At 72.9% G+C, this 12,158-nt stretch carries 10 protein-coding genes; 2 read left to right on the top strand and 8 right to left on the bottom strand.

The genetic code is table 11. The annotated features are described in order from the left end of the window. The first annotated feature begins 39 nt into the window (after window positions 1-39). Window positions 40-249, top strand: coding sequence for a hypothetical protein (locus OG214_RS35515; RefSeq protein ID WP_405987087.1), 210 nt, complete (start codon window positions 40-42; stop codon window positions 247-249). A 73-nt stretch (window positions 250-322) separates the two neighbouring features. After that, the gene (locus OG214_RS35510; protein ID WP_405987086.1) at window positions 323-3,229 is read left to right on the top strand and encodes a helix-turn-helix transcriptional regulator; all 2,907 of its coding nucleotides are present in this window, start codon (window positions 323-325) and stop codon (window positions 3,227-3,229) included. 37 nt (window positions 3,230-3,266) lie between these two features. On the opposite strand, the gene OG214_RS35505 is transcribed toward OG214_RS35510, so the two are convergent. The 8 genes from OG214_RS35505 to OG214_RS35470 all read right to left on the bottom strand — a co-directional run bounded on the left by OG214_RS35505 (window position 3,267) and on the right by OG214_RS35470 (window position 11,965). Continuing rightward, window positions 3,267-4,196, bottom strand: coding sequence for a helix-turn-helix transcriptional regulator (locus tag OG214_RS35505; RefSeq protein ID WP_405987085.1), 930 nt, complete (start codon window positions 4,194-4,196; stop codon window positions 3,267-3,269). A gap of 233 nt (window positions 4,197-4,429) precedes the next feature. Further along, window positions 4,430-5,542, bottom strand: coding sequence for an LLM class flavin-dependent oxidoreductase (locus OG214_RS35500; protein ID WP_405987084.1), 1,113 nt, complete (start codon window positions 5,540-5,542; stop codon window positions 4,430-4,432). Between the two features lie 54 nt (window positions 5,543-5,596). Continuing rightward, window positions 5,597-6,640 (bottom strand): LLM class F420-dependent oxidoreductase, encoded by a 1,044-nt coding sequence (locus OG214_RS35495; RefSeq protein ID WP_363083937.1) that lies wholly within the window; start codon window positions 6,638-6,640, stop codon window positions 5,597-5,599. 58 nt (window positions 6,641-6,698) lie between these two features. Beyond that, complete coding sequence (locus tag OG214_RS35490) at window positions 6,699-8,336, bottom strand: ABC transporter substrate-binding protein (protein ID WP_405987083.1); 1,638 nt, start codon at window positions 8,334-8,336, stop codon at window positions 6,699-6,701. A gap of 92 nt (window positions 8,337-8,428) precedes the next feature. Next, a complete protein-coding gene (locus OG214_RS35485; protein WP_405987082.1) occupies window positions 8,429-9,238 on the bottom strand; it encodes an ATP-binding cassette domain-containing protein in 810 nt (269 codons plus the stop codon). Next, window positions 9,235-10,068, bottom strand: a complete 834-nt coding sequence (locus OG214_RS35480; protein WP_405987081.1) for an ABC transporter ATP-binding protein — start codon at window positions 10,066-10,068, stop codon at window positions 9,235-9,237. The genes OG214_RS35485 and OG214_RS35480 overlap by 4 nt, the downstream gene beginning before the upstream one ends. Continuing rightward, the gene (locus OG214_RS35475; RefSeq protein ID WP_405987080.1) at window positions 10,065-11,018 is read right to left on the bottom strand and encodes an ABC transporter permease; all 954 of its coding nucleotides are present in this window, start codon (window positions 11,016-11,018) and stop codon (window positions 10,065-10,067) included. The genes OG214_RS35480 and OG214_RS35475 overlap by 4 nt, the downstream gene beginning before the upstream one ends. Next, a complete protein-coding gene (locus OG214_RS35470; protein ID WP_363083942.1) occupies window positions 11,015-11,965 on the bottom strand; it encodes an ABC transporter permease in 951 nt (316 codons plus the stop codon). The genes OG214_RS35475 and OG214_RS35470 overlap by 4 nt, the downstream gene beginning before the upstream one ends. Between the last annotated feature and the right edge of the window lie 193 nt (window positions 11,966-12,158).

Below are 12,158 nucleotides of genomic sequence, written 5' to 3'. Positions count from 1 at the left end.
ACTCGCACCGTCCTCATGCCACAGAAGGGATCCACCATCATGACCACGTCACCGCAGGACACCCGGCACCCCGCCGAGGACACCGGCGCCGCAGCGCCCGCGCACTCCCCGGAGCCGGCCGACACCATCAGCCTGGCCCGCAGGAACCTGGCCTGCGCCCGCGTCCGGATCCTGGCCGGGCTGACCCTCGGCAGCGGCATCGTGATCACCCTGAGCGCGGTCCACACCACCGTCTCCAGCCCCGGCTGACGGACTCCGTGACGGAATCCGGTCCTCTGAGACGTCTCTGGCGGAACCGGTCCGACCGCTACCATCCCTACCCATGCATGCGCGTGCAGCCGAAGTCGTGGGTCGTGACAGTGAACTCGCCCTCATCGAGGAGTCGTTGCTCGGCAGCCGGCAAGGACACGGCCGCGCCTTGTTCCTCGTCGGCGAGGGGGGAATCGGGAAGTCCCGGCTGGTCGCCGAGGCGACGGGCGCGGCTCTCGGCGCCACCATGCGGGTTCTGCGCGGGCGGAGCGGCACCATCGGTCCGATGGTGCCGCTCCGCCCGCTCACCGAGGCGCTGATGCCGCTGTCCCGGGGCGGTGAGCCGCTGGACAAGGCGGCGCTCGGTCCCTACCGGGCGGTGCTCGGCCGGCTCATACCGGACTGGCGGGGCGACACCCAGCCGGACCAGAGCTCGATGGTCGTGCTCGGCGAGGCGGTGCTGCGGCTGCTCGTGGCCGTCGGCGGGGGCAGCGGCAGCGTGCTGATCCTGGAGGATCTCCATGACGCCGACACCGAGACCCTCGCCGTCGTGGAGTATCTGATCGACAATCTGGAGCAGTTGCCGGTCGTGCTGCTGGCGACCGTCCGGGCCGAACCGAGCGACGCGCTGGGGCTGGCGAACTCCGCGGAGCGGCGCGGGACGGGGACCCTGCTCCGGCTGCCGCCGCTGTCCAGACCCGATGTCACCCGGCTGATCGCCTCGTGCCTGGACGCCACTCCCGAGCGGATACCCGCCGATGTGCTGGAGCTGGTCTGGCGCGACAGCGCCGGCAATCCCTTCCTCGCCGAGGAACTGCTCCAGGGGATCATCGGCGACGGCTCGCTGGTACGGGACGGCGAGGACTGGCGGCTGACCGGCGATCTGCGCCGTACCGTACCGAGCGCCCTGGTCCAGGGCGTCATCCACCGTACGGACCGGCTGGGCACCGAGGGGCGGATGCTGATGTCCGCCGCGGCCGTGCTGGGACGGCGGTTCCCGCTGTCGGTGCTCCAGCGGATGACCGGCACCGACGACCGGAGCCTGCTCAGTCATCTCCACGCCGGGGTGGCCGCGCAGCTGGTCGTACCCGACGAGCCCGCGCCCGACTGGTACGCGTTCCGCCATCCGCTGACCGCGGAGGCCCTGCTGACCCAGCTCACACCCACCGGCCGGGCCGGTCTCTGCGAGCGCGCGGCGGACGCGGTCGAGACGCTGCACCCCGGTCTTGAGGGCGACTGGTGCCCGCTGGTCGCGTCGCTGCGCTCGGACGCCGGGGACGCGCCGCGTGCCGGACGGCTCTTCGCCGAGGCGGGGCGCCGCGCGCTGGCGGACGGCGCGGTCGGCTCCGCGGTGGCGCTGCTCGACCGGGCCGAGCGGCTGCTCGCCACGGGCCCCGACACACTGGCCCGCGCGGAGGCGCTGGAGGCACTGCTGCCCGCCCTCGCCGAGACCGGCGATGTGGAGAGGGCGCTGAGCCTCGCGGACAGTCTGCGGGAACTGGTCGGCGGCGGACTCGGCGCCGCCCGGCTCGCGGCCCTGCACACCCGGCTGGCCCAGGTCGCGCATGTGGCGGGCCGGTGGGCCGACGGCAACGACCAGATCGCCAGGGCCCGTTCACTCCTCGGCCCGGAGCCGGACGAGGTGTACGCCGCGCAGATCGACGTGGTGGCGGCGCATCTCACCCTCGACACACCGGGACCGAACCGTATCCAGCGCGCGGGAAAGCTGGTCAGCCGGGCGATCGACGCGGCGGAGCGGCACGATCTGCCCCTGGTCGCCTGCCAGGCCTGGGAGCTGCTCGGTGTACTGGCCAGGGAGCGGGATCTGAGCGAGGCCTCGGCCTGTCTGCAACAGGTGCTGGAGACGGCCGACCGGCACGGTCTGCCGCTCCAGCGGATGTACGCGCTCACCCGTCTCGGCGGTATCCACTGGCTGTCCGCGGGGGACACCAGGACGCTGGCCGAGGCCAGGGAGGAGGCCCAGCGGCTCGGCGCCGTCCCGGTCGTCTACTCGATCGACGGGATCCTCGTCCTCAACAGCGTGCTGCTCGGCGAATTCGCCGTGGCACGGGAGCTCAGCGAGGAGTGCCTGACCATGGCGACCCGGCTGAGGCTGACACCGGTGGCCCGCTATGTGCTGATGGCCAGAGCGGCACTCGCCGCGCACCAGGGCGACCGCGCGGCGATGGACCGGACCGTGGCCGAGTTCCGGCGTATGGGCGGCACCGGCTCCCAGGAGGAACCGCTGCTCCTCGGTCTCGCCGGAGTGTTCTGCGCGCTGCTGGAGGAGGACCGGCCCCGGGCCGTCCGGGAGCTGGCCGAGGTGCGCACCCTGACGGCGGAGAATCCGACCACCTTCCATCTGGACGGCCGCCATGGCGTCGGGCTGCTGCTGGACGTACTGGCCGGGACGGCCGGCCGGGAGCGGTTCCGTGAGGTGGCGCGCGCCTCGGCCGCGCAGATGCGCTGGAACCGTCACTTCGTCCTGCTCGCCGACGCCGTGCTCCTCGGCCGGGAGGGAGAACCCTCGGCGGCGACGGAGGCCGCCCAGGAGGCGCGGGAGACCGCCGCCGCCCATCCCAACGCGCTCCATCTCGGGCTCCGCCTGGTCGCGGAGGCGGCCCACGCCGACGGCTGGGGCGAGCCGGAGGCCTGGCTGCGCGAGGCGGAGCACCACTTCCAGCAGGCCTCGATACCGGCGGTCGCGGGCGCCTGTCGCGCGCTGCTGCGCCAGATCGGCGCCCCGGTCCGTCAGCAGCGGGCCGGCAGCAACCGGATCCCCGCCTCTCTGCGTACCCGGGGGGTCACGGTCAGGGAGTACGAGGTCTTCCAGCTCCTGGCGGAGCGGCTGAGCAACAAGGCCATCGCCACCCGTCTCTACATCTCGCCGCGCACGGTCGAGAAGCACATCGCCAGCCTGATCACCAAGACCGACCAGCCGAACCGCACGGCGCTCTGCGAGCTGTCGGCCTCGCAGTAGGTCCTCCCGGACAGCAGGTCCTCCCCGGACAGCGCGCTCAGCGGTGGGGCCGCTCCCGCCCGTCCCTCTCCGGTACGTCCCTCTGCTGTACGTCCCTCCGCTGTACGTGCCCCTCGGGCGCCGTCCAGCTCGCGAGCAGCCGGAGGGCCTGCTCGGAGGGTGAGCCGGGTTCCGCGGTGTGGAGGCCGAGTGTCTGCTCGGGGTCGGCGGCGGGGGTCAGGGCCTCGTACTCCAGATCGAGATCGCCGACCACGGGGTGGTGGTAGCGCTTGGTGCCATGGGTACGGCGCAGGACGTCATGGTCGGCCCACCAGCGGCGGAAGTCCTGGTCCCGCAGGGAGAGTTCACCGATCAGCTCGGCGAGGAGGGGATCGTCGGGATGGCGTCCGGCGTACAGATGCAGGCTCGCGACGGCGCCCCGGGCCGAGGACTCCCAGTCGATGTAGAGCTCGCGGGCGCTCTCGTCGAGGAACAGGTAGCGGACCATGTTCCGCTCCCGGTGCGGCAGCGCGTCGAAGTCGGTGAACAGGGCCCGCGCCAGCCGGTTGGTGGCCAGGACGTCCATACGGCGGCCGAGGACCATCGCCGGGGCGTCGCCGACGGTCTCCAGCACCCGGTACAGCCCCGGCCGTACCCGCTGCGGCGGCAGCGGACGGCGGCGTGCGCGGGTGGGCCTGGCCACGGCGTAGAGATGGCCGCGCTCCGTGTCGTCCAGCCGCAGCGCGCGGGCGACGGCGTCGAGCACGCTCTCGGAGACGTTCGTCGTACGCCCGCGTTCCAGACGTACGTAGTAGTCGACGCTCACCCCGGCGAGCTGGGCGACCTCCTCCCGGCGCAGCCCCGGCACCCGGCGGGTACCGGGCTGCGGGGAGAGCCCGGCCTCCTCGGGGGTGATCCTGGCCCGCCGGGAGCGCAGGAACTCCCGCAGTTCCGTATTGCCCCCGGCACCGCTGGAGAAGTCGCTCATGCTTCCAGGCTAGAGCGCTACGGGTCGGTGGCCGGAGCTGAGAGGGGTACTGCTGGGCCCCCGGTCGGCCCGGGGGCCCGGCAGCCCCGCGTGCGGGGTCGTACCGTCGGTGATCGGTCAGGGATACGCCGGCTCGGCGACGGCCGGGGATACGACGCGTGCACGCGTATCACGCGTATACCCGGGGGCACCGGCCGAGCGCCGCGTGCCGTGTCCTGAGTGCCGCCCCCGGGTCACCAGCCGCGACGGTAGTAGGGGGCCGACCGGGCCGGGGCCGGGGTGTACTCGCTGCGCAGGCGTGCCACCAGGTCCCGGCGCAGATCGCGGTCCTCGTCCGTCTCAACGGCCATGTCCAGCTGGACGATGTCCACCCCGGCGGCCCGCAGCCAGCCGATGCGCTCCGCCACGCTCTGCGGTGAACCGATGAACGCGGCGGCGAGTGAGCGGCGGACATACGCGGTCACCTGCTCCGCTCCCCGGCGGGGATCCGAGCGGCCGCGTTCCAGGTCCCTGTCCAACTGGACCGCCCGCTGCCAGCGGGCGCCGTCCGGGCCCGTCGTCAGCCGGATGGCGTCCCGGCCGATGGACCGCGCCCGCTCCGCCGCCTCCTCGTCCGTCGCGGCCAGCACCAGTGTGATGTGACGCCAGATCCGCAGGGACCGGCCGTGCGCTGCCGCCGCCGCCTTCGCCCCGGCGATCCGTCTGCGGGTCACCGACAGCGGGCCGGGGGCGACCGCGTACACCTCGGCGAACCGCGCGGCGAGTTCCACGCCCTCGGGTGACGAGCCGCCGAAGGAGAGCAGTTCGGCGCGCGGCCGCGGCCAGAGACCGGATCCCGCGTCCCGCACCGAGTAGAACTCGCCCTCGAAATCGAATCGCTGACGCTCCGTCAGAGTCCTTGAGAACAGCTCCAGATACTCCCTCGCCCGCCGGTAGCGCTCCGTCTTCGCCAGGCCGTCGCCGTCCCGGGCGACATCCGCGTCGCTGGATCCGACGATCACATGGGCCGAGGCCCGCCCGCCCGAGAGCCGGTCCAGCGTGGCGAGCGCGCGGGCCGCGGCGGTGGGGGCCGTCGTACCGGCCCGGTGCGCCACGGCTATCCGTAACCTGCTGGTGGCCGCCAGCGCCCAGGCGGCCACCAGCCAGGGATCCGGCCAGGAGCTCGACTGGGTCACCAGGGCGCTGTCGAGTCCGTCCTCCTCGTTCTCCCGGGCGGCACGCGCCACATGGTCCGGGTCGGCGTCGCGCTCCGGCGGGTCCGGTGCGAAGCGCAGCGCCTGCCTCTCACGCGGAGTACCACCAAGGACCGGGGCGGCCCTTACACCACCCCGCAGATCGAGTTCCATACGAGTTCCTCCCCCATCTCGCCGGAAGCGTCCAGGGCGCGAGGCGCCCGGGGCTCAGCGACCGACCGGGCCCAGCCGGGCCAGCGTGTCCAGCAGCCTGGCCCTGCTCACGAACACCTCGGGCGGCAGCGACACATAGAGCTGAATCGTGGTCACACCCGGCCGACTGTAACGCAGGATGCGCTCACGGCACTCCTCGGGCGAGCCGCTGATGAACAGCCCGTCGACCACCTCGTCCGGGAGCGCCTTCTGCGCCGTCTCGGGGTCTCCCGCCGCCCACGCCTCGTGCGACGCGCGCAGCAGGTCACCGTGGCCGAGCCACTCGTGGAACTTCCGGTACGGCTCGCGGTTGAGGATCCACGCGAGGAACGGCCGGGTGGCGCGATGCGCGTAATCGGTGTCCTCGGTTGGACACACGAACACCTTCACCACCAGTTCCTTGCCGGGCGGCTGCGGACCGACCGCGTCCAGCACCTTCGGGACGTCCTCGGGGAAGAGCAGATTGGAGATGGCCCCGTCGCCCTCGGTGAATCCCAGTCTCAGCATGCCGGGCCTGAGCGCCCCGAGGATCACCTTGACCGGTTCCGCCGGCGGATGCGGCAGCCGGTAGCCGGTGATGGAGAAGGTGTCGAAGTCCCCGGCGATATGTTCCCCGCGCAGCGCCCGGGTGACGAACCGCAGAACGTCCCGGGTGCGTTTGAAGGGTTCGTCGAACGGGATGCCGTTGATGTCGGTGACATGGGCGGGCACCGAGGCGCCGAGCCCCAGCAGCAGCCGCCCGGGGGCGAGTTGGGCCAGGGTCGCGGCGGTCTGGGCGAGGACGGCCGGCCCACGGGTGTGCACCGGTACGATCCCGGTCGCGATCCGCAGGGACGGTGACCACGCGGCGGTCGCCGCCAGCGGGGTGAACGCGTCGGTGCCGCCGCCCTCCGCGCTCCACACGTCCGTGTAGCCGAGGTCGGGCAGCCGCTCCACCAGGAAGCGGTGCCGGTCGATGGTCAGTCCCGGCAGGGGCAGGGTGATGCCCCACTTGGCCGGCGGGGCCACGACGGGATGGTGGTGGGGTGGCTGCTGGTGGAGTGGCTGCTCGGCGGTCATGGAACCGGCCGTCCTTTCATGCCGTACGGGGGGGGGTTGCTTGCCGTGCCGTACAGGGTTACTTGCCGACCCGTACCGTGGTGAGGTCCAGGAACCAGGACTGCGGCTGCACCAGTCCGTGGACGGTGGGTGCGAGTGCCCGCGGATTGCGGTCGTTGACGACGAAAAGCCAGGGCGCGTCCTCGGTCACCTCGGCGAGGGCCCGCCGGTAGTCGGCCTGCCGCCTGTCCTGATCGGGTGAGCCGGCCGCCGAGGCGAGCAGCGCGTCCACCTGGGGATCGCTGTAGTGGCCGGTCCAGAACGGGCTCCCGCTGCCGATGAACAGCGGGAGCAGCGCCTCGGACTGGAAGAGCGTGGTGGACTGGGCGATGGCGTCGGAGCCGAGCGCCACCTCGCCCTTCGCCTCCGCGCCGATCAGCGTCGACCAGTCGGTGGTACGGAGCTCCACCTCGATGCCCACGGCGGCCAGATCCCGTTGCAGCGCCTCGGCGATCGGCACCGGCAGCAGATTGCCCGATCCCCCGGTGGGAACGGTCACGGAGGTGCTGAACCCGTCCGCGTATCCGGCGTCCGCGAGCAGCCCCTTGGCCTTCGCCGGGTCGTAGGAGTAGGTGTCGCCGGACTTGTCGTACGCGAGCGTCGCCCGGGGGGCGGCCTGGTAGGCCGGGTCGGCGGTGCCGTGCAGCAGTTTCTCCGCGATCGCCTCGCGGTTGATGGCGTAGTTGGCCGCCTGCCGGACCCTGACGTCCTTCCAGGGACCCTTCTCCGTGTCGAGGATCCAGTACCAGAGGTGGTCGTAGCTGTTGGTGACCACCTTCACCCCGTCGGCCTCCAGGCTCTCGATGTCGTCCGGGTTGGGGTACTCGATCCAGTTGACGGAGCCCGAGCGCAGCGCGGCGGTACGGGCGGCGGCGTCCGGCAGCGCCTTGACGATCAGCTTGTCGAGCTTGGGGGCGCCCCGCCAGTAGGTCTTGTTGGCGACCAGTTCGATCTGCTCGCCGGGCTTCTGGGACTTGAAGGCGAACGGACCGGTCCCGACGGGATGCCGGGAGAAGTCGGCCGAACCGGTGGCGCGGACCGCGGCCGGGCTGGCGATCAGTACATGGGCGAGGTCCTCGGGGAAGTGGCCGTTGGGCTCCTTGGTGACCAACTCGATCCGGTCGGCGCCGAGTTCGCGGTAGGCGGTGATCCCGCCCGCGTACTCGCCGGCCGCGGCGCCCAGGGCGTCGGTGTAGTACTCGCTCTTCTTGTCGAGATAGCGGTCGAGATTGAAGACGACCGCGTCGGCGTCGAACGGTGTGCCGTCCTGGAAGGTCACGCCCTTGCGCAGGGTGAAGGTCCAGGTCTTCCGGTCGGCCGCGACCTTCCAGGAGGTGGCGAGCGCGCCGGTGACGGGCGGCGGCCCGTCCGTGGTGGACAGGTCGTAGCGGGTGAGGCCCTCGTAGAGCTGGAAGCTGACCAGCCGCTTGCCCTCGAACCCGGCGCCGCCGATCACGGTGTCGGTGTTCGGCAGCTTTCCGGTCGCGCCGATGACCAGGGTGCCGCCCCGTCCGGAGGCTCCCGTACCGCTTCCGGACCCGGAGCCGGGCGCGCAGCCGGAGACGGTGATCAGCAGGGCACCGGCGGAGAGCAGGGCCCCGGTGGACAGGGCCGTTCTCGCCCGGGTGCGGTGGAGGTGAGGATGGCGGTGCGTCATATCGGTCCTCTGTGTCCGGGATTCCGTGGGTCGGGGTCGTGGGTCGGCGGGGTCGTGGGTCGGCGGATCGGCGCGTGATCGGCGTGGGCCGGTCAGAGCGGCGCGGAGGGTTCGACGGCGGCGGCGAGCAGCTCCCGGGTGTACGGATGGCGGGGCGCCGCCCAGAGATCCGCTGCCGGGCCCTCCTCCACCACCCGGCCCCGCCTCAGCACCACCACCCGGTGGGCCAGCCGGCGGACCACGGCCAGATCGTGGGAGATGAAGAGATACGCGAGCCCCCGGCTCTCCTGGAGCTCGACGAGCAGATCCAGTACCTGGGCCTGGACCCGGAGATCGAGCGCCGAGGTCGGTTCGTCGCAGACCACCAGCTCGGGGCCGGTCGCCAGCGCGCGGGCCACGGCCACCCGCTGGAGCTGCCCCCCGGACAGCTCTCGCGGATAGCGCGACGCCAGCGCCGGATCGAGCCCGACCTGACGGAACAGCTCGGCGGTCCGGTCGGGGCGTTCGCGCCGAGGTGTGCCCTGGGTCCGCAGGGCGAAGGCCACCGCCTCACCTGCCCGCAGGGCCGGGTTCAGGGAGCCGCGCGGATGCTGCGGTACGAATTGCAGCCGGGCGCGTACGGGCCGGGCGGACCGGCCGCGCAGCCGGTACGGATCGTGCCCGGCGAACCGTACGGTGCCCGACGTCGGCGCGAGCAGACCGAGGCTCAGCCGGGCGAGGGTGGACTTCCCCGAGCCGGACTCGCCGACCAGTCCGACCGTCTCGCCCGGAGCGACGGTCAGCGAGACCCGGTCCAGGGCGGGCCTGGCGCCGTCCCCCTTGCCGCCCGTGTCGCGCTTGGCCGCTGCGGTGCCCGGGTAGTGCTTGGTCACTCCGGTGAGGGAGAGCAGGGCCTCGGTCATCGGCGGTCTCCCTCTCCCGGCACGGCGGCGGCTCCCGCCCCGGCGGCCACCAGTTCGGCCGCGTAGGGGTGCCGTGGGCGGGAGAGCACCTGGTCCGCCTCCCCCGACTCGACGATCCGGCCGCCGCGCATGACGGCGACCCGGCCGCCGATCCGCCGTGCCGCGGTGAGGTCGTGGGTGACCATCAGCAGAGCGATCCCGTGCACGGCGCGCAGGGACGCGAACAGATCGAGGATCTGCGACCGGACCACCGCGTCCAGGGCGGTGGTGGGCTCGTCGGCCACCAGAAGCCCCGGGGCACAGGACACGGCCAGGGCGATCGCCGCCCGCTGGCGCAGTCCCCCGGACAGTTCGTGGGGGTAGCTCCGGGCGATCCGGTCCGGTTCGCCGATCCCGGCCCGTTCGAGCAGACCGGGCACGGCCGCGCGGGCGGCCCCGCGCCCGGCGGCGATGCCGTGGCGCAGCAGTACCTCGGTGAGCTGGGGGCCGATCCGGCGCAGCGGGTCCAGCGAGCCCGTCGGGTCCTGCGGCACATATCCGATGCGCCGGCCGCGTATCCGGGACAGCGCGCGCTCGTCCAGCGGGCGCAGATCGGTACCGTCGAGCTCTACGCGCCCGGTGACCTCGGCCCCGTGGCCGGGCAGTCCGAGGACCGTTCTGGCCACGGTGGTCTTACCGCTGCCCGATTCACCGACGAGGACCAGCGCGCCGCCCGGTTCGACGGTGAGTGTCACACGGTCGACGGCGACGACGGGACCGGCCGGTCCCGGGTAGCGAACGCTCAGTTCTGTGACGGAGAGCGCCGGCGCGCTCGCCGTGGAGAGGCTCATCGGACGGCCTCCGGGCGCAGCGCCCGGCTGTCGCCGGTCCAGGCGCGCAGGGCGTCGCCGAGGGTGTTGAAGACCACCGAGACGGCCAGGATGGTGACGGCGGGCAGGACCGCGACGGCGGGATGGGTCAGCAGGGCGGGCCGTGATTCGTCGAGCATCGCGCCCCATTCGGGATCGGGGGGTGCCACCCCCAGTCCGAGGAAGGAGAGCCCGGCCGCGTAGACGATGGCCAGGCCGACGAGCGACGAGCAGTAGACCAGCACGACGGGGGCCACGACCGGGGCGACCTGACGGAGCACCACGGCGGTCCTGCCCGCGCCGCTCACCAGGGCCGCCTCCAGATACTCGGCGGTGCGGATGCGCCGCACCTCGGTGAAGGAGACCCGGGCCACCGCCGGGGTGAGCACGAAGGACAGGGAGATCACGGTGGTACTCAGTCCCGGTTCCAGCAGGGAGGCGACGGCGATGGCGAGCAGTACCCCGGGGAACGCGTACAGCACGTCGAGCGTACGGAGGAGGACCTGCTCGGTGACCCGTCCGGCGAGACCGGCGACCGCGCCCAGCAGCGTGCCCGCCACGGCCGCGACGGCCACCGGCAGCAGCCCGCCGATCAGGGACGGCCGTACGGCCACGATCAGCCGGCTCAGCATGTCGCGGCCCTGGGTGTCGGTGCCCAGCGGATGGCCCGGTGTCCAGAGGCCGAGCAGCCGGTCGTCCAGGGATCCGGCGGCCGGGTCCTGAGGAGCGAGCCAGGGCCCGGCGACGGCCAGCAGCAGGAGGACGGCGGCGAGCCCCGCGGGCACGAGCAGCCCCGGCCCGTACCGTCCCGGCCGTGTCTTCTTCCGTGCCTTTCGTGCCTTCCGTGCCTCCCGCGCCTTCTCAGGCCGCTGTTCCTTCTGTGCCTTCTGTGTTCCCCGCGCTGTCCGCGCCGTCGCGGTCATCGGTGTCATCGCGCGCTCCTGACCCGGGGGTCGATGAGCGCGTGCGCCGCGTCGACCAGGATGTTGATACCGACGAACGCGACCGCGACCAGCAGCACTCCGCCCTGGACGAGCGGGAGGTCCCGCGCGGTGAGCGCGTCGTACAGCAGCCGCCCGACTCCGGGCCAGGCGAAGAGGGTCTCCACGAAGACCACCCCCTCCAGCAGATAGGCGAGCTGGAGCCCGCCGATGGTGAGCAGGGCGGGAGAGGCGTTGTGGACGCAGTGCCGCAGTACGGCGGTCCTGCTCAGTCCACGGGCCCGCAGGCTGTCCGCGAGATCCGAGGTGAGCACGGAGCCGAGCGCGGTACGGAACACCCGGGCGGTGAGGCCCAGGGGGACGAGCGCGGCGGCGGTCGCGGGCAGCACGAGATGGCGTACGGCATCGAACGGGCCACCGCCGCCGAAGACATCATGGGTGCCGCCCGCGGGCAGCCAGCGCAGCCATACGGCGAAGACGGCGATCAGCAGCAGCGCCACCGAGTACTGGGGAGCGGACACCGCGAGCGTGTTGAGCGCGGAGGACAGCCGTCCCAGCGCTCCGCGGGGGCGCAGGGCCCCGAGCGCGCCGAGCACGGTCCCTCCGGTGACGACCAGCGCGAAAGAGACGGCGGTGAGCAGCAGGGTCTGGCCGAGCGCGGGCAGCAGCACTTCCGCCACCGGGCGCTGGGCGGAGATGGAGACACCGAGGTCGAGATGGAGGGCGTGCCAGAGCCAGTTGGCGTACTGGACCGGCACCGGCTCACCGAGGCCGAGCCGTTCCGTCAGTTCCCGCCGGGACTCCGGCGGGGCACCGGGCCCCAGCAGGGCGCCGACCGGGTCACCGGGGATCAGGGCGACCGTCAGGAAGACCACGACCGTGACCCCGAGCAGGGTGGGCACGGCCAGCAGCAGCCGGCGCAGCAGGAAGCGCCTCACCCGTCGGCCCGCCGGGCGAGGACACCGGGGCTGCCGGTGGCGGGCGGGCGTGGGTGGCCAGACATGAGCGGTCCTTCCAGGAGATCGGGGTGGCGGCGCGGCACGGGTTCGGTGGCACGGTCCCGGGATGGCCGGTACGGCACCGCCGCCGGGACCGGTGCGGAACCGCCGTCAGTGTCCGTCCGGAAGGTCC

The organism is Streptomyces sp. NBC_00872 (genome assembly GCF_045161915.1).
Lineage (GTDB): Bacteria > Actinomycetota > Actinomycetes > Streptomycetales > Streptomycetaceae > Streptomyces.
The sequence above is the reverse complement of the archived record's forward strand: the minus strand, read 5'-3'. Positions and strand labels throughout refer to the sequence as shown.